The following is a 23104-nucleotide window of genomic DNA, read 5'->3' as shown; positions in this document are numbered from 1 at the left end:
TTCTGCGCCCTCACCACGCCGTCTCGCGACTATAACCGCGAGACGGCGGCAAAAAAAACGGCCGCCGCTTGGAGCGACGGCCGGTCCGCAAGACCGACTAAGTTTCCCCAGGAACCTCAGTGACGGTGGCCACGACGAGGCCGCTCGCAATCGACCGTAATACGCGGTTGCGGAGGCGTCGGCATGTTGTGACCGATGAAGAACGACGGATGCGGAGGCTGGTTGTATCCATTATTCTGCCACGCCACACTAAGGCGATAGATCGGATCGTGCATCAGCGTGGGAATCCGATGCGTCGTCAGATCGGTGGTCGTGTAGATGCGGAGCTCCGAGCTGTCCTCGGTGCGGAACACGACTTCCTCCCGCCAGTCACCGAGCAGATCGGCCTGTAGACAGCTGTTGGCCTTGGTGCCATTGTTGGAGGCACATCCTTCGGCCAACATTACCGTGACCTCGTTCTCGTTGACGTAGTCCCACTTGCGCACGCTGATCCCGTCGGTGAGTTCGCGCTGGAGATCACCGTCCCACCACGTCGCAAAGTTGATCGAAGGGCGATCGATCCCGATCACGTCGCCTTGGGCGCTCCACACGTTGACGTTGGCGGCGCCCCAAACCTCTTCGCCGGGGTAGTTCGGATTGATGTCGGCGGACAAACCGCGACCGGTGTCGCGACCATTATCCCAGAACCAGAGCTGAGCCCCGGAAGCGGCATCACGGTATTCAACGCCGCCGGACTCTTCCTTCGCGGCAAACAGCTCCCGACCCGGCCGGGTGGGATCGAGATCACCGAAGTGCAGCGCATCGCCGGTGCCGAGCTCGGTGCTGTAGAGCCCGTTCCCGTCGTCGTTGACGACCATGCCGCCATACATGATCTCGTCCTTGCCATCACCGTCAGCGTCGCCGACGGCGAGACTGTGATGGCCTTGACCGGCCCATTCCCGACCGTCTTCCCAGGAATCGAGCACCCATCGCTCCACCAGCTGGTCATCGACGAGATCGTAGGCCGCGATCACGGTGCGCCCGTCGGTGCCGCCTTGCCCGCGGTATTGCCCGCGGCAGGTGAAGTAGCTCGGGCGTTCGCCATCGAAGTAAGCCACCCCGGCGAGGAACCGATCAACGCGATTGCCGTAGGAATCTCCCCAGTCGGTGACGGCGCCACGCGGGGCCACATAATCCACGGTATCGATGATCGTGCCGCTGCGTCCGTCGAAGACCGTGAGAAACTCAGGGCCCTCCAGGATGTAACCGGCATCGTTACGCCAGTCAGCGGCTCCATCTCCAATCACCGTGCCGGCGGCATCGGTCGTGCCGTCGGCGGTCTTGCAGATCAGTTCAGCCCGACCATCACCGTCAAAATCATAGACCATGAATTGGGTGTAGTGGGCCCCGGCGCGAATGTTGCGACCGAGATCGATCCGCCAGAGGCGTTCGCCCTCGATGGTGTAGGCATCGAGGTAGACCGGACCGGTGTAGCCGCTTTGGGAATTGTCCTTGGAGTTGCTCGGATCCCATTTGACCACGAAGTCGTAGTCGGTATCTCCGTCGAGATCAGCCACACTGACGTCGTTGGCCGCATACGTGTAGGCCTCACCGGAGGGGGTCACACCGCCCGCCGGCACTTGCAGGGGAATCGGCAGGTAATTTTGCTCCAGCACTCTGGTGCTTTCGGATCGACCAGGGGAACGCTTCCTCGACCGGTCGCGGTCACGACCTTGCCCCACTGCGCGCACCCGATACCGGTCGCTGCTGTTGCCGTCGGCATCGAGGAAGTTGGTCGCGCCATCAAGCGGTCGATGGTTGAGCTTGCGGCCGTTGCGAAAGAGGTTGAACCGCACGTCGGGATCATCGGTGCCGAGCCAGCGCCAGCTGACGAATACGCCTTGTGGCGTATCCACGGCGACCAGTCCTCGATCGAGATCTTCCATTTCACGACGAAGCGTGACCACCGCCTCGGCTTTTTCCGCCCGCGAGGCGCGGGACATGCCGTGGGCACCCACCGCCGTGACTTGGTAATAGTAATCATGCTCGGGGAAGATCGCCCGGTCATCCCTGCAGTTGGTGCCCGTCACCACGGCCACGCGGCGAAAATCCCCATCACGCTGCGTCGACCGGTAGACGTAATAGGCCTCGGCCCGGGCCGAGGCATCCCAGGTCAACGAAACGGCATGTGGATCGCGGATCGCCACGGCGACGCGACTTGGGCGGCGCGGCGCATGGCCGCCATCTGCGTAGCGGGGATCCACCTCCAACGGGTCGCTGATCGCGGAGAGCCCACCGGCGCCCACGGCGATCACGGAATAGTAGTAAGTCGCATATCCGGCCACGTCCCCCGCGTCGGTGAAACCGGGCGAGGTGACCTGCCCGATCTCCGCAAAGTTGCGATCGGGCTCGGTCGACCGATAAACCCGATAGAAAATCGTGGCGGCGGAGGGCGTCCAAGCCAGTTGGATACTGGCGGGCTCGGCTGTGGCGACGGTCAAGTCAACCGGTTGCGCGGGACGAGGGGCGGCGGGATCGGCGATCGTCACCTCGATCTCCGGCGACAGAATGGATTCGCCCGCGCCGGTCGTGACGGCCACCGCGTAGTAATACGTTTCCAACAACGCGACCGACGTATCGACGAAGACCGTCCCGAGTTGCTGGGCGACAAGGGTGAGCTCGCTCTCGCCGGGAGCCTGACGGTAGAGACCGTAAGTCAAGGCATCGGGGACGGCGTCCCACGCCAATTCCAAAACCGGATCGGCTGAGAACGTGATGTCGGCGGCGCGCAGATTGTCCGGGGGCGACGGCAGGCTCGCGTCGAAGTAGGTCAACTCCAGGGTGGGCCGCAGGCTCGCGTCGGCATGCGTGAAGGAAGCGTAGCTGACAGACTTGTTGGTGTTGTTGCCCTGCGCCGGCATGGTCAACAGCAGGGTGGCTTTCCCTCCCTGGTCCGCCCGATTCTGAAGGAACGCAGTAAGGGCCGCCGGGTTGAGTGTGACGCGATTGCCGCTGATGGATTCGTCGGCGGAGAAATCAACCACGTTGGCGAGATTGATCGCGACCGACCCACTGATGCCGCTGGCATCGTAATACATGGCGAAGTCGGTTTCGTCGCCGGAGACAAACGAGACGGGGTCCCAATCCTGCGCGGTGTTGCCCGGTAGATCGAGCAGACCGTAGATCGCCACGCGACCAGTGGACAGACCGTCACCGCCCACGCGGTTGAGTGTAAGGGTCGCGGCCTGAAAGCTGGGATTGGCGAGCGCTGAAAGATCGAATTTCAGGTAATGCACGTAACCGCGCACCGCGGCACCGGTGACATTGTCGAGCGATCGCGTGTAGATCTCAGTGCCCTCGGGCGTGGCATTGCTGACGGACGGGGCGCCCGCGACGCCCTGGATGTAAATACGGGAAACGGCTTCGGGCAGGAGGCTGACTTCTTCCGCGCGCACTAGTGCCGCGCTGAGGATCAGCATCGAACCGAGCCCAATGACTCGAGTTTTCATGGAGTTATTTCGGGGTTGGCGGAAGCCGGCGGCTTCCTGGGGTTGGGTAAAAACGGCCTCGGCCAAGAGCAGCAAACGTCACAGGCGAAGTCGGAGGACCAAACAACCATCACTGCCCCCGCTCGAGAACCCTGCGGCTTTTCAGACAGTCCGCCCATTGAGACCGACCGCCGTGACGATTTCTCCGCCCGCCGCCCCGGAGTCTCAGCCGGCACGTCAACGGTCTGCCCGGTGGGAAACAGGAACATTTTTCCATGGTCACTTGCGGCGCTTCCGGTTGCGTCCCGCGGCGGCATCCGGCGTGCTCACCACGATGCCTCAGCGAACCATTCACAAACGGCTGACGATCGCGCTGCAAACCGTGCTGGTCATCGGCGCCGGGCTGGCCGTCTACGAACGACAGTGGCTGACGCTCGCCACGACGTGCGCGATCATATTTCTCACCTTCCTCCCGGTGCTACTTGGCAAACGTTTCCGGGTGTTCATCCCGCCGGAATTCGAATGCATGGCCACGGTCTTCGTATTTGCCTCTCTTTTTCTCGGAGAAGTGCGCGGCTACTACGGGCGGTTCTGGTGGTGGGATATTTCCCTGCACACCGCCTCGGGTTTTCTGCTCGGGATCGTCGGCTTTCTCCTCGTCTACGTGCTCAACGAGAAGGAAGAGATCGATGTCCATATGACGCCGGGATTCGTCGCGTTGTTTGCGTTCATGTTCGCGGTCGGCATGGGAGCAGTTTGGGAAATCTTCGAGTATGGCATGGATCTGTTTTTCGGCCTGGACATGCAGAAGGAAATGTTCGGTGACCCCTCGGGTTTGACCGACACGATGTGGGATCTGATCGTCGATACGATCGGTGCCGCCGTCATTTCGATCCTCGGATTCGGATACCTCAAAAACTGGGGTTCCCACTCGTTTCTCGAGCAATGGATCGTCGCCTTCGTGCGATCGAACCCACGCCTCTTCAGGCGCAAACCCTAGCGGGCGCAAGTCTGGAAATTGAGACACGGGATTCACCGCCTCCATCACAAGGGCGCGGTCTCAGAACCTGGTTTCGTCCTCGTTACGCGACAGCCCATCGCCGAGAAATTGAATACGTTTTCTAATACCTCAGTCGCGGGGCGGTTTTTCTGGCGCGCGCGGTGAACCTCGACTTTCGCGGCGGGTCCGACTGCGGGAACCTTCACGCATTATGAAAACCAAAATTGTTCGAGTGCCGTGGCCACAGGGGCTGCACCTCCTGCCCGCCGCCACCATCGTTCGGGCGGCCCAACGTTTCCGGTCCAGCATTCACGTCCGGGTCGGCTCCCGCATGTCGGAGGCGACCAGCATTCTCGGACTCGTGGTGCTCTGCGCCACGCTCAACACCGAGGTTCGCATCGAAATCCAGGGTGAAGATGAGCGCGAGGCGCTGCACGCGGTGGCCGCGTGCTTCGAGTCGGATCCCTCCACCCGGCCCTGAACCGACCGGGCAACTGCCGCCGAGGCGGAACAGTTTCGCGGCGTTCGTTTCCCACAGGGTATACCTCGATGAAAATACCCCACGCCACCGCGCTCGCGTTGTTGGGCATGGCAGGTGTCACCTGCGCCCAGACCGAAATTTTCGAAGTCACTCAGCCCATGCCGGTTGAGTCCGCGCCCGCCCAAAAAGCTTCGCCCTCGCCCGATTTCCTCCCGCTGCAGACCGACGACATCGCCTTGGTCGCCTGTCACCACGCAGCATCCGGTCTGCAAACGACAGCGGTGGCGTTCACCAATCTGGAACCCGGGTCGTCCGCCTCCGGTTTGGCCTTCACGCTGATCGGCGGCAACCATCTCCTCATGGCTACGCTGGGCCGCAAACACCACCGCGCCAGCACCCTTATTTCCCTTCCCGGGGACGGTGAACGTCACTACCGATTGAACGTGTTGCGCGAGGGGAAACGCTACCGGTTCCTCGTATGGAACGATTCCGGCGCAGACGCCGCGCGCACCTTGGTGGCCGACGTTTTTGATCAGGTGCCCCCGTCCCGGTCGTTGGCCCGCAGCCACGCGGGCTCATCACTTCCCGGTGTGACCGCGCCGGGGAAATCCACCGAAGGCGGCACGTTGGGCAGTTTCTGGTAAACGGCCCGCTGTCCCACCGAATAACACCAAACCTGCCCGCCCCCCTGCATCCCATGAAAACCAATCGCCTTATTCTCAGCGCTTTTTCGGTAGTCGCCTTGGGGCTTAGCACCGGTTGCGGCACCTACACGTCCAGCCCCACCCACTCGATGACGTTCACGTCATCCACCGCGAGTTTGCACGTGCGACCAGCCGCTTTCGACACCGCCCTCAATACCACGATTCGATTGCAGTCCGTCGATGATCGGCGTGTGGGCCAGGCGGCCGCACCTGCCGTGCCGCTCGAGCCCGGTCGCCATACCGTGAAAATCTTCCTCGACGGCAGCGACCATCAAGCCGTTCACACCCTGACGATCGATGCCGAGGCATCGCATGCCTATCGTATCGACGGCCAGCAGGTCGGTCTGGATTTCAAAGTCACGGTGTGGGATGAGACCGCCGGTCACGGGCGCGATCAACGCGTCTTGGTCAGCGAATCCCTCGTCGTCAGCCAACCGCGAGGCCAATACTGGCCCTCCGACATCAAGCAAACCCCGCTCATGACGGGAGAAATGCGGTAACCTTTTGATTCGCCCCCGTCACCGCAGGAACGCGGCTGACGAGCAAGTCGAGCCGGCCTCGCACGCTTGCACGCGCGCGGGCGAACGCCAGCGTGAATGCCATGCCGCATTCTTCTCCGCTCCGTGTGCTCGAAACCTGCCTCTATGCCGAGGATTTGGATGCCGCCCATGACTTCTACACGGGCGTGCTGGAGCTGAAATTGCATTCACGCGCCGAGGGTCGGCACGTGTTTCTCCACTGTGACACCGGCATGGTGCTGATTTTCAACCCCGACGCGACCGAGGTCTGCGACCCCGACGGCATCCCTTGTCACGGTAGTCGCGGGGTCGAACACGTCTGCTGGGCGGTCGAACGCGAGGACCTTGATGGCTGGCGCGATCGACTCATCGCCCATGGCGTGGCCATCGAGCACGAACAATCGTGGCCCAACGGTGCCCGCTCGGTCTACTTCCGCGATCCGGCGGGCAACAGCCTGGAATTTGCCACCCCGCGGTTGTGGGAAAACGATCCCGACTAGGGAGCGATTGCCACGAAGCCATCCGGCCTCCTTAGTGCGCCCGTCATGTCATTATCCACTGCTCTTGGTCGCGTGCGTTTGATTGGATTATGCGAAGGCTGGTCCTTCGTGTTGCTCCTGTTCATCGCCATGCCTCTCAAATATTTCGCCGGCCACCCCGAGGCCGTGCGCATCGTGGGCATGGCGCACGGCGTGCTCTTTCTCGCGCTGCTCGCGGCGGCGCTGCATGCGCAGATTGAAGAGGACAACTGGCCGTTCAAACGCACCGTGCTCATCTGGATCGGTGCCTTGGTCCCGTTCGGCCCGTTCGTGGTGGAAGCCAAGATCCTCCGTCCGTTGGCCTCGGCGGATCACTGATCCCACCCCTCGTTTCCGTCCATGCCTCTCGCCCCCGCTGCTCGCGCTTCCCGTCTCCGGCGCGCAGTCATCATCGGGGCGACGATGCTGGTCGCGGCGGGTTACCTGTATTTTATTCGCAAATACACTGCTCCCTACGCGAGCAACGCGGACGCGTCAGGCTACCTCAACCATGCGCGTTTGCTTCTGGCGGGGCAGGATCATTTCGAGGTCCCTGCCATCGTGTCCGCCGACGATCACCGCTGGCTCGCGACCGCGCAGGAACCGCTCGGGCTGGTCATCGATCCCGCCACCCGCACACTGGCACCAACTTACCCGGTGGGTTACCCGCTGCACCTGGTCGTGGGCGCGTGGTTCGTGGGCCTGGATTGGGCCACGGTCGCCGTGAATGTGGTGCTGGCCGGCGCGGCCGCCGGGCTGATGCTCGCACTTGGCCGGATCGTGGGCCTGCGGTGGACATGGGCGTTGGCGGCCGTGGCCGTGCTGTGGGCGAGCCCGCTGTTCATCTACATGTCGACCCAGCCCATGAGCGATGTCGCGGCAATGGTCTGGGGGCTCGCCGCCGTGGTGTGCGCTTGGCGGTGGCGCGACGGCACCGCCGCGACGACAGGAGCCGCGCTCAGCGGTATCGCGTTTGCCGTGGCCGTGCTGGTGCGTCCGACCAACGTGCTGCTGTTGGCTCCGCTGGCCCTGCTGCTCGGCAAACGACCGGCGCGGTGGCTCGCGTTTGGTTTGGCCGGGCTGCCGGGAGCGGTGTATTTGGGTTGGCACAACCACGCGCTCTACGGGAACGTGCTGGCGTCCGGATACGGCGATGTGAGTGCCTTTTTCAGCCTGTCGCTCGCACCGGCGACGCTGGCGCATTTTGCGCGCGGCACCGCCCTGCATCTGTCGCCGTGGGTGGCGCTATCCGTGCTCGGACTGCCCTGGCTGCGCCACGTGTCGGGTCGTGATCGGGCACTGCTCGTCGTTTGGCCCGCAGCGTTCATCGCCCTGTATGCGTGCTATTCCTACTCGACCGGCAACTGGTGGTATCTGCGCTTCATCCTGCCGGGTTATCCGGCCCTGATTGTCGGCGCGATGTTGGTAGGCCAGCGCGTGTTGGCAGCGCGTCAATCCGTGATGGCGCGGGTCGCGATTCCACTCGTGCTACTCGGGGCCACGCTGACTTGGCAGGGCGTGGCGGCGAATCGTCACTACGCCACCATCATGAAGCGCGGCGAACGCATCTATTTCGATGCGGCGGCTTGGATCAACGCCCACACGCCCGCCGAAGCGATCGTGCTGGCGGTGCAAACCAGTGGCGCGCTGAGCTACTACACGGACCGCGCCATCGTGCGCTGGGATCGCCTCACGCCGGAGGCCGCGCAGCTGTTGCGCGAGACCGCGAATCGCGAGGGGCGTCCGCTTTACGCCATGAGTTTCGGCTCGGAAGACACAACCGCTCGCACCGGCTGGAGCGGACCGTGGCGTGAACGCGCCAGCTTCGGCGTGATCAAGATCTGGGAGCTGATTCCCTAAGAGCTGACCACTTCGTCCGGGCCCTTGCTGGGCAGGAAGCTGCGCTCCAGAAACTCCCACACTGCGCGGGTGTCGCTGCCGAGGGCGGACAGCTCCGTTTCCAAGGCTCCGGTCGATCCGGCCGCCACGGTGGCCTCGGCCGAGGGCGCCAACACGCGTTGCGGCAACGAGGCGAGACTGGCGGCGAGTTCTTGTAAATCCGCCTGGTCAAAGTCGGCGACCACGGGGGCCGGGACTTGAACGGGGGCGGACGGCGAAACCCGACCCCAGCCAAACCACACCACAGCCGCCACGGCGATCGCGGCCAAGGCCCCCACCTCGAGCTTAAGCCATTGGCTGACGAGGGACCGACGCACCCGGGGCGCGCGTGGCACCACTTCGGGCTTCACCGCCGCCCAGATGCGATCCTCCAATCCCAGGGGGATGTCGGCCTCATCGACGGCGGTCGCAAGGTCTTGCGCCTCCTGGCGCAGCCCCGTTTGGAGCTGACTCACGGCGGAAAAGTAGTTCAGGCAATCGGGGCAATTCGCGACGTGACGCGACGTCCACCCCGCCGTCGGGGCCGCCCCGCCGGCATCGGCATCCTGTCGCGCGCTCCACCAGCGCACGCTGCGGCAAACGAAGGAAGGCGAGGAGTCGGGGGAGGATGAGGGAGCGTTCATAGCAGGGATTCCTTGGCCGTGAGCATACGCTGGCGGGCGCGATAAATCAGGGTTTTAATACTCGGGATGGAGCGGCCGGTGGCGTGGGCCGCTTCTTCCATGGTGAGGTCTTCGCCAAAGCGCAGCCAGAGGGCTTCATATTCGGCGGGATTGAGGATGCGACGCGCTTTGGCCCAGAGATTTTCCACCCGTTCCTTGCGTTCCGTTTGTTGGCGCGGACCGGGCCCTTCGGCGGCGGCCTCGGGCGGTAACTCGACGAAGTTTTTGCGCGAGCGAAAGTGATTGAGCGCGGTGCGACGGGCGATGGTGAAGAGCCAGTTGACCAGCGGGCGGCTGGTATCGACCCGGTCGAGCGAACGAAACGCTTTCACGAAGGTCTCCTGGGTCAGGTCCTCGGCGTCCTGTGACTGCCCCACCATCCGGTTGATGTAGTTGAAGATGGGGCGATGAAACAGACGCACCAGTTCGCGAGCGGCCGAGGAGCTGCCGGCGAGCGTTTCTCGCACCAGTTCGGCTTCAATCGACTGACTCATGTCGGAATCATCGATCGCCCGGGGGGCGGAGCTGGCGGTGGCGGAGTTCATGCCGGACGGGAAAACGGGCGTGGGTCACTGTTCGGGCGAGACCGTGCTGAGGTGAAAGGTCGCGGTGCCGTCGTTTTCGTCGATGTAGCAGACGCGGATCCGGTAGCTGCCCGCCGGGCCGGGAACGCGGAGTTCGGCGGTGCCGCGACCATCGTCGATGCGGATGAGTTCACCGCCCGACGCCGCGCTGGAGGCCTCGATGCGATAGTTGTTCAGTCGCAGGTATTCCCCTTCCAGACGTTGTTTGCCTCCAGGATTATCAACGGGAATCAACTCGAGATAATCAATGCGGGCGTGCTCACCGCGCTCCCGCGCACTGGTAACGATCAGGCGTTCGCCGGCCCGGAGCGGGACAGGCTCGCTGGTGAAGATGGCAAAGTTGTTGGCGCTGGGACCATCGGCGCCGAGGTCGGCATCGGCGGTCCACGTCGCGAGCAGGTCGCCTTCCACGTCGAGCTGGCGCGCCGGAGCTGCGGCGGACTCAGTGTCGCGCTGGGGGTGTGATTCAACCGCGTTATTCACGTGCTGATCCATCAGCGCCACCAGTCGGGCGGTGGAGTAAGAGAGCTCGGCGGTGACCTGTCGGCCGTCGCGGCCGACTTGGAGAGAGTTGAGCAACGTGGCGACGTCGGCGTCGTTGGTCTCGGCGAGGGACAACATCGCGGTGAGACCGTTGAGGATCTTGATCAATTTGTCGGCCACGTCGGAGCTCCCCGCGACGAGGGTCGCCTGCACGGTGGCCAGGTCTTCGTTCTCGCTCACGCTTACGGCGGCGGCCTGAGTCATCTGTAGAATTCGCGCCTGGGGAGATTTGGCGTTTTCCTCCAAGTGCTCCGAAGGAACCAGCGTCGCCCCGTAAAGGTAGTAGCCCGATTTCGTGGGCAGCAGCGAAGAGAGCGCGTGATTGCCCCCCTTAAGCGACGCGCCCCGGCCACGATAGACCGCCAACGCTTCCGTGAGTTTGGCGGGCGAACGGCCGACCACGACGATCGGTTCCGTCGGGAAACCGACCACAATTTCACCGTGCACTTGATAGGCCTCGAACGGCAGGTCGGGAAGCTCGCGGAACTGGTCGGGATTGGTGAGCGTCATGTGCGCGACGAGACCTTCGGCAATTTTGCGCAGATCGCTGGTGCCTTGGATGATCATGGCTCCGTTCATCTCGGCGTGCTGGCCGGAGAGGCTGTCGCCAAAGGCCGTGACCGAGCCGATCGTGGTCATGATTTTATTGAGGTCGGGCTTCACGCTGCCGCCGTCCTCGCCCACATCGATCGAAACCGGGAGACGTTGCAGGAGGATCTTGCCGAGCTCGGTTTCGCGCAACGCGTCGAAGTCGGCGTAGGCCACCCACTTGGAGTCGGCCGGCACCATGGCGGGATTGAAGTCGGCCCGCAGTCCCGGCGCGGTGGCGGTCAGCAGAGCCAGGCCGGGAAGGAAGAGGGTTGAGAGAATTTTCATGATCTTAAAATGGGTTGGATTGTTTGTCTGTCCTCTATTCACCGGGCGTCCGGGCGGGGTTTCACAAATTACGCATCTTTTTCTTTGCTCCCGATGAATTCCTGTCGGCTGAACACCAACGTGGCCACGCCGACCAGTCCCAAGCTGATCACGGCCAACAGGCCGGCGGCCGACCACGTTTCGCCGGTGAACGTCAGGGCCCGGTAGCCCATGCCTTCGAGAAAGACGCGCAGGTGACGTGCGATCGAGAGCGCATTGATCTGGATGGGGATGTTGCCCAGCCCCGCCTCGATGACGCCGGCGTAAAACAAACCGAGCACCATGTAGCGGCTCGTCAGCGTGCCACAGAAAAAGCCCAGCGCGGTGAACGCCGTGATCGCGCCCGTCACCACCACGAGCAACCGGGAAAGCTCGGACATCAGTCCGCCCTGTCCGGCGAAACCGCCCACCGCCAGCAGAAACGCCACCAGCGCCCAGCCCGCGATCAGGTTGCAGATCACCTGCGCCACGTATTTAAATATTACATACGCCGGACGCGATACCGACCGCGTCATGACGTAGTCGACCGCGCCCGATTTCAAGTCCTCGCGCACAGCGCCGGCGCCGGCCAGAAACGCGACGATTGGCGTCACTAGCAGGAGCATGAAACCATAGACCCACTCGAAGTAATCGTGATCCTCCGGACGCGCCGCAAACAGGTAGGTCAACAGGCCCAAGATCACCAGTAACAGGCCCGACCCCAGGGCCCGGCGGGGGGCAAAGACGCGGCGCCAGGTGAGTCGCCAGATACCGCCGAGCGCCGGGGCCAAACGAGGCGTCACCCGGGGCAGCGAGGAGAGCGAGGCAGTGGATTCAGCGTTCATGGCAGCGGAGGCGGTTCGATGGCGCGCTCGAGTTGCGATCCTTTTGCGCTCACTTCGTGGATGGGCACACCGCTGTCGAGCAGGTGCTGGTTGAACTTTTCATAAAAAGCCGCCGGGTCGCGCCACCGCGCCACCAACGTCGAGGTCTCTTCGTCGAGGTCGCAGCCGCGCAGCAGATCCCGCTCGAAAAAGAACCGGGCCAGACGCGCCGGATCTTCGCACCGCACGGTCGTCTCCCCCGGCCAATGCCGCGGCGCTGGCGCGACGGGGGCCGTCGGGTTGGCGGGATCGGCCGCGCCGTTGGCGGGGGCGGCCGACGCGCGGGCATTGGCAGTCGCATTGCTGGACTTGGGCAGGCGCCCCCAGCGCAAAAGAATGAACTCGCGACACAGCGCTTCGAGGTCCTGCAAAATGTGGCTCGAAATCACCACGCTGGTGCCGTGGGCCGCGAGGTCGCGCAACACGTTGGCCATCTCCTCGCGTCCCATGGGGTCGAGGCCGTTCATGGGCTCGTCCAGGATGATGAGACGCGGCTCATGCATCAGACACTGGGCGAGTTTCACGCGTTGCTTCATGCCCTTGGAATAGGCGTGCACGGATTTGTTCCAATGCGCCGGCGCGAGGTTGACGCGTTGCAACGCGGCCTTCGCCCGGGTTTTGGCATCGCTGGCCGACAGCCCGGAAATCATGCCGAGCGCGATGAGCCAGTCCTGCGGTTTGATGTTGGCCGGCACGGCTTCGTCCTCCGGACAATAGGCGATTTGGGCGCGCACATTGCGGTCGGACCATGGCGAGGAACCGAACACCGACAACGTGCCCGAGCTCGGTTTGATCTGTCCGGTGAGCAGGCGAAAAAGCGTGGTCTTGCCCGCGCCGTTCGGCCCCACCACGCCGGTGATGCCCGGTTGAATCTTGAAGGTCACATTGTTGAGACCCAGCACGATGCCGTAAAACCGGCTCAGGTTGGTTGCTTCGACGATAGCGCTCATTCCGGTTTGATCCTCCGTAAGAAAAACAACAGTGAACCGACGACCAGAATGACCAGGCCGGTTATGACTCCGGTGAGGTCGTCCGTGCCGAGGAACGTCGCCGTCTCCCGCGTTTCCGCCGCCAGCTCTCTGCTCAGCAGCGGCAGCACATCGGCCGCCGAAGTCAGCACCTCACCGATGGCAAACACTTCGTCGCGCACCATTTTCAAATCATAGGTGAAACTCAGGTGACGCACCCACCCCGGCAGACCCGGGTGGTTCGCGATACCGCCCACCACGACCCACAAACCGATCCACCACAAACGGCCGGCGGCGGCGGTCTTGGCCATCGACGACACCCCAAACGCGATGGCCGCGAGCACGACCAATCCGATCGCGTTGAAAATCAACGCATCGCCGAGCGCGCCGAACGAATATTGCACAAACACCATGTCCGGCGCGAAGAGCAGGCTGAGCAACCAACCCGCAATCAACGGCCCCGTCCACAACAGCACCAGCACACCGATGATGATGCCAAACTTGCCCAGCAAATAATCCCGGGAGGTCAGCGGTCGCGACAGGTAGATGGTCAGCGCCTGGCTCGCCCGGTCCCGGGTGATCAATTGCGGCACGACGATGGCCAGGGCCACGAGGCAGAGCATGAGCCCGACCTGCGAATGCGCCCAGAAGATGCACTTGAACATGCCCGCCACGAGGATGTCGGGATACAGCAACAGCATCGCGCTGATCGCCTGCATCACCGCCATGCCGCGTGGCCCGGCATTGGACGCGAGCGCCGCCAGCCACCCGGTCTCGGACAGCGTCTGCGTGAATACGAAACCCGCGAGCGCGACGAGCACCCCCGCCGTCCACGCCAGCACCAGCAGGAGCTTGAAAAAACGGATTTTAAACAACTGCCGCAACCCGGTGGACGCGATCACCCATCGCCGGGCCCCGACGCCGTGGCGCGGTCCCTCCCACCGGTTGAAATCGAGCACGGGTTGCTTCACAACGCATCCCCTCCCTTGATGCCCGAAGCCTCCAGCGCCTGCAGAAACAACCCTTGCAGGGCATCGGGACTGGAAAACAAATCCGCCGGCGGCAGGTCGTGATCGCGCATCAGACGCAGCAGCCAGTCCACGCTGTCCTCCGTGCTTTCAATCCGCAGACGGCCGTTGGACAGGGCTTCCACCGTGAAGCCGGCCTCGGTCAATACACTCGTGTAACGCGCGACGGCGCCACTCGGCGCGAGTTCCACCACCCGTCGGCGGCGGGCCTGCAGGGCGGCCATCGTCTCGTGCTCGACGATGCGACCGTTGGCGATGATGAGCACGCGGTCACAGATGCGTTCGATGTCGTGCAGGAGGTGCGAGGAGATGATGACGCTGATGCCGAACTCCCGCCATAACGAACCGATCAACCGGAGAATATATTCGCGCCCACTCGGATCGAGACCGTTGGTCGGCTCGTCGAGGATGAGGACCTCCGGGTCGTGAACCAACGCCTGCGCCAGCTTGGCCCGTTGCCGCATACCCGTGGAATACGTGTCGATCGAGCGGTAGCGCTCCTGCCCCATGCCGACGAGATCGAGCATCTCATGCGCCCGTTGTCGCGCGGCATGAAACGTCATCCCGGAAAGTTGTCCGCAGTAGGTCACGTATTCACAACCCGCCATGCCGGGGATGTGGCAATCGCGCTCCGGACCGTAGCCGACCCGTTCCCGAGATTCGCGACTGTTCACCGTGATGCTGCGACCGAGCACCTGTGCCGTGCCGGCCGTGGGGGCCTCCAGGTTGAGCAAACACTTGAGAAACGTCGTCTTGCCGGCGCCGTTGGGCCCAAGCAGTCCGATCGTGCCGGGAGGCAGCGACACCGTTACGTCGTCCAATGCCCGCTGGGAACCGTAAGTCTTACTCAGACCCTGAGTTTCAATGATCGGTTTAATCATAAGCGCTGAACCGGTTCATGGGGGAATATGCACAAAATCGCCATCTACCGCCATACACCCCGCGTGATGAAGCGGAGTTTCACAAATCTGAAATTTATCCCGAAAAGGGCGAAGCGTCGGCCTCATCTTTGCGATTGGCGTGCGCAGAATCGCCCCGTATTACCTTAATCTCGATGCCGAAACGTAGCGAAACCGGTGGGTTTACCCTCATCGAAATCATCATCGTCGTTACGATGATTGCGATCTTCATGGCCATGCTGGCTCCGGCTTATCAACGCATCACGCTGAAAGCTCAGGCTACGACCTATTTCAATGATATGCGGGTGTATGCGGAGTCGCTCTCCCGTCATGCCCTCGAACGCGGAAAATATCCCGCCGATCAAACCAGCAGCCCCGCTTTTCCGGCGGAAATGGACGGTTTCATGGATCGCACCCGCTGGACCTCGCCGAGCCCCATCGGCGGATACTACGATTGGGATAGCGCCGACACCCCGAGCGGTCGCGCCCTCCCCCACCAAGGCGCCATCGGTCTGAACCGCAGCAACCTCCGCCACGACCAATATCAGCAACTCGACGAGTGGTTCGACGACGGTGACCTCAGCACCGGACAGATTCGTCTCTACGGTGGCGTGCGCCTTTTTTACCTGCTGGAAAACAAGTCCGGATGAGCCGCACCGCCAAGATAGACATCAGCGTCACTGACTTGACGATCGACGGAGCCCGCGTGGAGCGCCACGCGAGCGACACGGCATCCGCCGTCGATGCTGACGATGTCCTTGCCCGACTGCAGGCATTCGCCGCCATCCCCTCCGTGCGATTGGTGGACCACACGCCCCGGATGCGTCTCGAATATCACGGCACCGTGATCATCGTCTCACGTTCCGCCCAGAACCTGTTGTATGTCCGCGTGCCCGAAGCGAGTCACACCGCCGAACAAGGCACGCCCGAGTCCATCCTGACTTTCCTGTTGGACAACCCTCCCCCCGCGGCCACGCCGGAAACGACCAGCGAAACCCCGCCCCCGGTCGAGCCGGTCCCCGCCCAGGCTAACAAGGCCAAAAAACAACTGGTCTTCCTGGGAGCGCTTCTCGCGGTTTTAGCCGTCCTGCTGTTTCTGCGACTGCGCCAAACCGTGCCGGAGGGCTGGACCATGATCAGCGACCCGAGCGAAATCAGCACCCTCCACCGCGAACTCAACGGTCTCTACGGCGATGGCGTGGAAATCGGTTCCGTGCTCTTCGAACTGAACGATGGGATCATGTTGATTCAACTCGTGACCGATGATCCCGGTCACCTCGATGTTCTCAGCGAGACGACTTACCGCTATGCCAAACGTGACACCACGGTAATGGTTCTGACCAAGAACGACACCGGCTACACCATCACCGGCGACGGCGCGCTCTCGATCGACGGGCAAGTCTACTCGCGCTTGATGGAATAGACCTCGGCCAACACCCGGCCCGTCCCACCATCCGCCGCCTGGGCCTCGATCGTGTAAACCCCGGGTGGCAATGTCACCAGCAGCGCCGCATCCGCACTCCCGGGGGCGAGAGGAAACGCCCCGGCCCACGCCGCCGCAGACACCACATCCGCCCGCGCGTTTCCCGTTTCCCAGCCAGTGTTGACCAACAAGGTTTGGGCCCCGGCCAACAAAGCGAGTCGGGGCCGGGACAGTGCATCCCCGGTGCCATAAGCCGTCAGTCCCGGGCCGATCGCGCGCAGCAACACGGTGTGCGAAGCCGTGCCCGGGATGACCAACCCCGAAACCAGGGTAGCCTCGTCCCCTGCCACTCGCGCTTGGGTGGACAGATTGATCAGTTCCGACTCACCGACGGCCTCCGGTTCCGTGTCGTAAACCTCCACCAGCCCTACCCCGCCAACCCGGTCCGCATCGCGCAAATGGACTGAATAAAGTCCCGGCTCCAGGCGCACCACCATCGCGCAATCCGCTGCGTCTTCGCGCAACGTAAACGCTCCCAGACGAGCCGCCAGCAACCGCAACTTTTCCCGTTCGCCGGTTCGCCAATCCGTGTTCGCCGCGATCCATTCCCGGCCTCGATAAAGCGACAGCTCGGGACGTCGCAGCGCGTTCGTCACTCCCAGGGTGTTCAAACCGGGCCCCACTCCTCGAATCAATACTTCCCGCGGTAAGTCACCGCTGATCACGAAGCCCGAGATCGTCACATCGTCTCCCGGTGCGAGCACCGACCGGGAGGACAGATTGGCCAAACGCGCGGGTTCCTCACCGGTTGCGTCGCCCAGCGTCAGAACCGCCGCCGCACTGGTCACGCGCCCGGTCGCGTTTTGCACCAACACGTCATAGCGTCCCGCATCCGCCGCCAGGAAGGGGGACAACGTGAACAGCGGGCCGTAACCGTCATCCAGATACACGCCGTCTTTGCGCCAACGATACGTCATGGGTCCCGTGCCATCGACCCGCACCAGCAGGCTGACGTTCTGCCCGGGCGTGGCCGACTGCGTCGCGGGTTCCGCCCCAATCAACGGCGGCGCCCCGCCCCCATCGAGCGCGCGCAACGCGGTCGCCAGTTGCGGATCATGCCCCACCGCCATGTCTTCCAGCCGCGCATACGACACGATATCCGGCATGATCCCGCGGCCGGGGGTGAGTCCCGCGACGGCGGTCGTGAATACATCGGTGGCATAGCTGAAACGCAATCCGGTGTGCCCCAGCGACGTGGTCAGATTATTCGATGTCGTGGCAAACGAACCACCGGTCTCCTCCCCCACCAGCGTGCCGATCCCGTGATACTTGAGCAGCGAAACAAAATGCCCGTTGGTCGAAAAAACCCCTCCGTCGATCAGCGTGACAAGGTCACCCGGGAATCGATGCGTCTGCGGCAACACCGGGGACTTCAGGTCCGGATAGAGCGCGGAGTCGGGAGCAAAATACGGCACCGCGGCCTTCAGAAAATACGACAACAAATGCGCGCCCATATAAGGGTCGCCCCCGCCGTTACCGCGCACATCCAGCACCAGCTTGGAGACTCCACGCTCCGTCAGTTCGGCGAAAAAAGCATCCACGAAATCCCGGAATCGAGCCCGCCCCGCCGGGTCGTAAAAATTGAAGGTCTTGATGTAGAGGTAGGCGTGGTCATCGCGAAATTCGCCCAGGCCCACCTCCAGATCCGCCGCCCACCAAACGCCCGGCAAGTCACTCCACGCCGCAGGCGACAAACCGTCGAGCGTCACGGATACGGGGACGGACGACCCCGGCGCCACGTAGGTCACGGTGTAGGTGTCCATGTCCTCCACCGCCAAGTTGTAAGCGCGGGCGAAATCGTAGTTCAGATAGTGACGCTTGCGGGTGATGTTTTGCCCGTCGGCGGGCAGTCGATCATAAAGCAACGCGCGGATTTGCGCCCACGCACGGCCGTTGATCGCGACGATCTCCGCCCCGAACGTCAGGGGCGAATCCCCGGGCGCGTTCACCACCCACAACCGATCGTCGATGATGCGGGGATCAAACGGCACGTAACGCCGATCCGCCATCGTCGCGTTCTCCGTCGACGCCGCCAACGACAACGACGAATGCCCGCAGTTGAGCGCTCGTAACAACGGAGCCAATACGCGCATGAACTCGATTTCACTCATACCCTCGCGCAACAAAGCACGCTGCGCCGGATAAGCGGTCGCCAGTTCCTCCCGGTCCGCGTAAAGCAACGGATGCCGCCGCTCGATCACGGACCTGAACTGATCAAAATCCGCCTCAAGCTGCGATCGCGTAAACGTCGGATATTCGACCGCTGCGTGAATCGCGGTTCCCAACACCAGGGCCAGCGCCCATTGCACCAATGATCGCCCCTCTCGATGGAACATGGGGACCAGGGAACGACAAGTGATCGGAAGCGGGGTGATCATGGGATTATCTCCCCAACCCCGCGACCGCTCCGCAGTCCTTCACTCCGTCGGCGCAGCCACGGTTCCTTCGACTCAGCGCTGGGAGCGCGACCGTCGGTTCTTGCCCGCTTCCCGGCGCTGTCGCTTCCAATCCAGCTCCATCGGATTTTGTTGCCGATTGATATGCCACAACATGCCCGCGATCAGCAACGAGACCGGCCCCAAAATCACCAGCGCGAGGCGCAGGGCTTCAGGCATGTCCGTCCACATCGACGCAAAAACCAGGTGGTGAAATTTCATCAGCATGCCGCATTAGGGTATATTACCTATTATAGGGTCAACACCCTAGTTGCAATTTGCGGTCCATGATCGACTTACCGCACTCATTAGGGGGCCCATTTAGGCCTATTCATTTTAACCTATCCGGAAATTCGAGTCCTTGCCGAGTGGCAAACCATTTCCCACACTCTCCGCTCACTACTCCCCCGCTGCACGATGCGTCAGCACAAGTTTCACCCCAAAACTTCGTCATCCATGTCTGTTATTCCTCCGCGTCGTCGTCATCTTTCCGGGCTCCTGCTGGCGTTGGCATTGGGCGCCGTCCTGAACCTGCTCTCAAACCGCGCGCACGCCGCGTCCCCCGCATCCGCTCCTAAGGACTATCGCCTGTTTGTCGGGGTTGATCTTCTCGTGCCCAACGGTGAAGCGGCACCTCTCAGTGTCGAAAGCCTGCATCCCCATGAGGTCGTCGTGAATCGGGTGGACAACCCCATTATCCCTCTGCGGGAGGTGCCGGCATTCACTTGGTCGCACGCCACTAAAATCGGCCGCACGCCGATCACTATTTCCGACTTCGACACCCGCCAAGCGGTCACCATCCAAAACGACAAAGCCATCGCGCAAATGAGCACGCAGGGCGGCATGGTCGCCTATCAACAAGAGCGCCAGGCCTTTGCCGAGATGAAGTTCTACCAACGACAGCGTGAGCTCCAGCCCGTGGCCGCGCTCGCCATCGCTTCCGCCAATACGGACGGCGGCATCATCGGAGCGCCGACAACCGCCGCGATGGACGGCTTGCAGTTGGAGGAACTGACCCTTCTCCAGGAGCAAATGGACAGCACGTCCGCCGGGATGGATTCCACGTTCTATGCCGATCGCACTCAGGAAGGCATCGTCAACCCGGACTTCGATGCGATGGACCTCACGTTCTCCATCTCCTCGGCGGACCCCATCGCCGACGCCTACGTCGTCGTCATGGGATCGGTCGTCAACGATGGTAAGGCGGGCGTGGTAACCTTTCACCAAAATATCGGACCCGTCGGCCGCGAAAAACGACGGATCAAGATTCGCAAAACCGGGTTTACCCCCGGCTACGAGATCAAGGAGGTGAAACTCCACCTCTATTCGCGCGGCAAGGAACTCGGCACCAATTTGTCCGAGAAAAACCTCCCTCTGACGCGCGACCAGGCCCGGGAATTTCTCCTGCTTTCCCACATTTCCGAACACGCCATGGAGACGACGATTCCGGCACCCGTGTGGACCCTCGCGCCCACCGCGCTGCTCGCCGCCGCCGACGGGAATCCGTTTAACCATCCGGTCATCGTCAACATCGATGCCGACGGCACCGTGCTCAGCATTCACGAATCCGAAGCCGATGCCCGTGCCTATCTCGCCGCGATTCACGACGCCTCCGAGTTGCGCAGCAAAGCAACCCCCGGCAAAGCCTCCGCCACGTTCGGCGACTCCGTGCGCGTGACCACTCAAGATCCGGACGTCGCCCTCGATCAATCCGGCCGCCTGCCCGCCCACGTGGTGGCCGCGATGCGCGACATGATTTTCGTGCCCGCCCTGGACCGCGGCACCCCGGTCGCCGGCACAGCCAAAGTAAACCTGGCCGATTATTTCAAATAATGACGTAACACCCGCCCGAGACGGGGTTATGCTCGGACGACCGACCACCCGCGGTCGCCCACCCCGTCATGAAGGTTCCCCGCATCACCCCGCTCCTGTGGGCTCTGGCCCTTCCCTTGATAGCTCAGGAAGAGGCCAAACCCTACCGCCTGTTTGTTGGCGTTGATCTCAACGTTACCCGAGAGGAAGCCAAGATCCCGGTCGAGGCGCTCCGCCGTCACGAGGTCGTCGTCGCCCCGGCTCACGGTGACCGCATTCCCTTGCGCGACGTGCCTCATTTCGGTTGGACGCGCACGACCAAAATCAGCCGCGCCCCTGTCACCATCTCCAACTTTCAGCGCCACGCCACGTATTCGCTACGCAACGACAAGGCGATGAAGTGGATGCAGTCCCAGAACCAGATGGCCGTCTATCAACAGGAAAAGGCTGATGTTGCCCGCCTCGCGAACAGTGACGCCCAACGCCATCAGGCTGTGCGCCGCCAGATTTACGCCTACCAGGAGGAAACCTACCGGATTTGGCGCGAATGGGAGCAGAACGTCGATCCCAGCCTGCCCGACTACCAACCCGGTGGCCGGGACGGCATGTCATTTAGCGACATCGATCCCGCCGCTGGCGAGGTCGAGGCCCTGCTCGTTGCCGCCAACGAAACCGCCGCCGCCGTGGCCACGGACCTCGACCGGACCTACGTCGAAACCTCCGGCGTGAATGGTGATCCGTTCTTCGAGGAACGCACCCAGGACGCCTTGGGACAAGGCGACGAGGACGTGCTTGAACTCACGTTCGAAATCGCCTCCCGCGAACCCATCGCCGACGCCTACCTCGTGGTCATGGGCAACGTCATGCAGGCCGGTCAGGAAGGGATCGTGACCTTCCACCAAAACGTCGGCGCCATCGGCCCGAAACCCCGCAAAATCAAAGTGCGCAAGACCGGGTTCGCTCCGGGGTTCACCATCTCCGACGTCAATCTTCACCTCTACACGCACGGCCAGGAAATCGCGACCAATCGCTCGGAGCGCAACGTCGCCCTCACCCGGGACCAAGCCCGTGAATTTCTGCTCCTTTCTCACATCGCGGAGCATCCGCTCGACACCATCACTCCCCAACCGGTCTGGACCCTCGCGCCTGCCGTCCTGCTCGCCGCCAAATCCGGCGCATCCTACGACCACCCCGTGGTCGCCACCATCGATTCCGACGGCAGTGTGATCAGTATTCATCAAACGGAAGAAATCGCGCAGGCTTTCCTCGCCGAACTCGTTGATGCCGCCAAAGTGCGACGCAAGGCGACGCCCGTGAAAACGCCGTCGACTTTTGCGGACGCCGTTCGCGTCCGGGACGCCGACGATGAGACCGCCTTCGATCAAACCGGCCAACTCCCCCCCCAGGTTGTCGCGGCCATGCGTGAAATGATTTTCCTACCGGCCCTCGAACTCGGCGTCCCCATCGTGGGCACGGCCAAGGTCAACCTTGTGGACTTTTTCAAATAAACCAGCGCCGCCCGACCTCGGTCCCGCTCTCAGTCGTAGCGCTGCCAGGCGAGCTTGTGTGAATCGACCCAGCGGTAGTGATCCGCATACCGCAGTCCGCCGGCTGAAGCTTCGTCGAGCACCACGGTGGCCCGGGGATGCTGCTGCAACGCCGATCCCGGACAGACCGCCGCCAACGGGCCCTCGATCATGTCCATCACTGCGCGCACCTTGGCCGGACCAAAGGCCAGCAACACGATCTGACGCGCGTCGATGATCGTGCCGATGCCCATCGATATCGCGTGGCGCGGCATGGCGGCCATGTCGCCAAACACCGCGCTGTTGTCCTCCAACGTTTGCTCCGACAGAATCTTGATCCACGTGCGCGAACGCAGCGAGCCCGTCGGTTCGTTGAACCCGATGTGACCATTGCGGCCGAGTCCCAACAGCTGCAGATCGATGCCGCCCGCTGCCGCAATGCGCTGCTCGTAGGCCCGGCACTCCGCCTGCAGGTCGGCGGCATCGCCCGCCGGCACATGCGTCCGGGCGAGATCGATGTTAATGTGATCGAACAGGTGCTCGTTCATAAAACGCCGGTAGGACTGCGGATGATCCGGCGACAGCCCCACATACTCATCGAGGTTGAACGTCGTGACTTGGCTGAAATCGAGGCCCTCCTCGCGGTGCATGCGCACCAGTTCGCCATACAATCGCTCGGGCGTGCGGCCCGTCGCCAGGCCGAGCACCGCATCCGGTTTTTCGCGAACCTTCTTGGCCATGATTTTGGCGCCCAACAGGCAGCCGGCATCCGGCGTTTTCTGAATGATGATTTCCATGA

22 protein-coding genes are annotated in these 23104 nt (G+C 62.8%); 11 read left to right on the top strand and 11 right to left on the bottom strand.

The genetic code is table 11. The features are described from left to right. Positions 1-116: 116 nt before the first annotated feature. Positions 117-3488: a rhamnogalacturonan lyase family protein gene (locus PXH66_RS22840; protein WP_330929576.1), complete on the bottom strand. Its 3372-nt coding sequence runs from the start codon at positions 3486-3488 to the stop codon at positions 117-119. A 313-nt stretch (positions 3489-3801) separates the two neighbouring features. Between PXH66_RS22840 and PXH66_RS22835 the strand changes: the two genes are divergently transcribed. The 7 genes from PXH66_RS22835 (at position 3802) to PXH66_RS22805 (ending at position 8548) form a co-directional block, all read left to right on the top strand. Beyond that, positions 3802-4467 (top strand): DUF2238 domain-containing protein, encoded by a 666-nt coding sequence (locus PXH66_RS22835; RefSeq protein WP_330929575.1) that lies wholly within the window; start codon positions 3802-3804, stop codon positions 4465-4467. Positions 4468-4678: 211 nt separating this feature from the next. Further along, entirely contained in the window at positions 4679-4948 is a 270-nt protein-coding gene (locus PXH66_RS22830; RefSeq protein WP_330929574.1) for an HPr family phosphocarrier protein, read from the top strand. A 68-nt stretch (positions 4949-5016) separates the two neighbouring features. After that, positions 5017-5592: a hypothetical protein gene (locus PXH66_RS22825; RefSeq protein ID WP_330929573.1), complete on the top strand. Its 576-nt coding sequence runs from the start codon at positions 5017-5019 to the stop codon at positions 5590-5592. Positions 5593-5645: 53 nt separating this feature from the next. Beyond that, positions 5646-6152, top strand: a complete 507-nt coding sequence (locus PXH66_RS22820) for a hypothetical protein (protein ID WP_330929572.1) — start codon at positions 5646-5648, stop codon at positions 6150-6152. A gap of 101 nt (positions 6153-6253) precedes the next feature. Next, a complete protein-coding gene (locus PXH66_RS22815; protein ID WP_330929571.1) occupies positions 6254-6670 on the top strand; it encodes a VOC family protein in 417 nt (138 codons plus the stop codon). Positions 6671-6715: 45 nt separating this feature from the next. After that, positions 6716-7027: a DUF3817 domain-containing protein gene (locus PXH66_RS22810; RefSeq protein WP_330929570.1), complete on the top strand. Its 312-nt coding sequence runs from the start codon at positions 6716-6718 to the stop codon at positions 7025-7027. A 21-nt stretch (positions 7028-7048) separates the two neighbouring features. Beyond that, on the top strand, positions 7049-8548 hold the full coding sequence (locus tag PXH66_RS22805; RefSeq protein WP_330929569.1) for a hypothetical protein: 1500 nt from the start codon (positions 7049-7051) through the stop codon (positions 8546-8548). Here the strand turns inward: PXH66_RS22805 and PXH66_RS22800 are convergent. The 7 genes from PXH66_RS22800 to PXH66_RS22770 all read right to left on the bottom strand — a co-directional run bounded on the left by PXH66_RS22800 (position 8545) and on the right by PXH66_RS22770 (position 15031). Next, entirely contained in the window at positions 8545-9210 is a 666-nt protein-coding gene (locus PXH66_RS22800; RefSeq protein WP_330929568.1) for a hypothetical protein, read from the bottom strand. The two genes, PXH66_RS22805 and PXH66_RS22800, sit on opposite strands and share 4 nt — an antisense overlap. Next, the gene (locus PXH66_RS22795; protein ID WP_330929567.1) at positions 9207-9794 is read right to left on the bottom strand and encodes an RNA polymerase sigma factor; all 588 of its coding nucleotides are present in this window, start codon (positions 9792-9794) and stop codon (positions 9207-9209) included. Before PXH66_RS22795 ends, PXH66_RS22800 begins: the two co-directional genes overlap by 4 nt. 24 nt (positions 9795-9818) lie before the next feature. Next, a complete protein-coding gene (locus tag PXH66_RS22790) occupies positions 9819-11252 on the bottom strand; it encodes a hypothetical protein (protein WP_330929566.1) in 1434 nt (477 codons plus the stop codon). A 68-nt stretch (positions 11253-11320) separates the two neighbouring features. Continuing rightward, positions 11321-12115 carry an ABC transporter permease gene (locus PXH66_RS22785; protein ID WP_330929565.1) on the bottom strand — a complete coding sequence of 265 codons (795 nt, stop codon included), beginning with the start codon at positions 12113-12115 and terminating at the stop codon, positions 11321-11323. After that, positions 12112-13104, bottom strand: coding sequence for an ABC transporter ATP-binding protein (locus PXH66_RS22780; protein WP_330929564.1), 993 nt, complete (start codon positions 13102-13104; stop codon positions 12112-12114). Before PXH66_RS22780 ends, PXH66_RS22785 begins: the two co-directional genes overlap by 4 nt. Further along, positions 13101-14093: an ABC-2 transporter permease gene (locus PXH66_RS22775; RefSeq protein ID WP_330929563.1), complete on the bottom strand. Its 993-nt coding sequence runs from the start codon at positions 14091-14093 to the stop codon at positions 13101-13103. The genes PXH66_RS22780 and PXH66_RS22775 overlap by 4 nt, the downstream gene beginning before the upstream one ends. Continuing rightward, positions 14090-15031 (bottom strand): ABC transporter ATP-binding protein, encoded by a 942-nt coding sequence (locus tag PXH66_RS22770; RefSeq protein ID WP_330929562.1) that lies wholly within the window; start codon positions 15029-15031, stop codon positions 14090-14092. The genes PXH66_RS22775 and PXH66_RS22770 overlap by 4 nt, the downstream gene beginning before the upstream one ends. Positions 15032-15204: 173 nt before the next feature. Between PXH66_RS22770 and PXH66_RS22765 the strand changes: the two genes are divergently transcribed. Both PXH66_RS22765 and PXH66_RS22760 read left to right on the top strand, forming a co-directional pair. Continuing rightward, positions 15205-15699 carry a type II secretion system protein gene (locus PXH66_RS22765; RefSeq protein ID WP_330929561.1) on the top strand — a complete coding sequence of 165 codons (495 nt, stop codon included), beginning with the start codon at positions 15205-15207 and terminating at the stop codon, positions 15697-15699. Continuing rightward, entirely contained in the window at positions 15696-16472 is a 777-nt protein-coding gene (locus PXH66_RS22760; RefSeq protein ID WP_330929560.1) for a hypothetical protein, read from the top strand. The genes PXH66_RS22765 and PXH66_RS22760 overlap by 4 nt, the downstream gene beginning before the upstream one ends. Here the strand turns inward: PXH66_RS22760 and PXH66_RS22755 are convergent. Together PXH66_RS22755 and PXH66_RS22750 are read right to left on the bottom strand one after the other, a co-directional pair. Then, entirely contained in the window at positions 16451-18868 is a 2418-nt protein-coding gene (locus tag PXH66_RS22755; protein ID WP_330929559.1) for a S41 family peptidase, read from the bottom strand. The genes PXH66_RS22760 and PXH66_RS22755 overlap by 22 nt on opposite strands. Positions 18869-18982: 114 nt before the next feature. Next, entirely contained in the window at positions 18983-19189 is a 207-nt protein-coding gene (locus tag PXH66_RS22750) for a hypothetical protein (protein ID WP_330929558.1), read from the bottom strand. 234 nt (positions 19190-19423) lie between these two features. On the opposite strand from PXH66_RS22750, the gene PXH66_RS22745 reads away from it, so the two are divergent. Beyond that, on the top strand, positions 19424-20800 hold the full coding sequence (locus PXH66_RS22745) for a hypothetical protein (protein ID WP_330929557.1): 1377 nt from the start codon (positions 19424-19426) through the stop codon (positions 20798-20800). Positions 20801-20868: 68 nt separating this feature from the next. Then, positions 20869-22287: a hypothetical protein gene (locus tag PXH66_RS22740; protein WP_330929555.1), complete on the top strand. Its 1419-nt coding sequence runs from the start codon at positions 20869-20871 to the stop codon at positions 22285-22287. A gap of 29 nt (positions 22288-22316) precedes the next feature. On the opposite strand, the gene nagB is transcribed toward PXH66_RS22740, so the two are convergent. Further along, positions 22317-23102, bottom strand: coding sequence for a glucosamine-6-phosphate deaminase (nagB, locus tag PXH66_RS22735; RefSeq protein WP_330929553.1), 786 nt, complete (start codon positions 23100-23102; stop codon positions 22317-22319). Positions 23103-23104 lie beyond the last annotated feature (2 nt).

This window comes from Synoicihabitans lomoniglobus, from assembly GCF_029023725.1.
GTDB lineage: Bacteria > Verrucomicrobiota > Verrucomicrobiia > Opitutales > Opitutaceae > Actomonas > Actomonas lomonigloba.
Note: the sequence above shows the minus strand (reverse complement) of the source record. Positions and strands in the feature narration are given on the sequence as shown.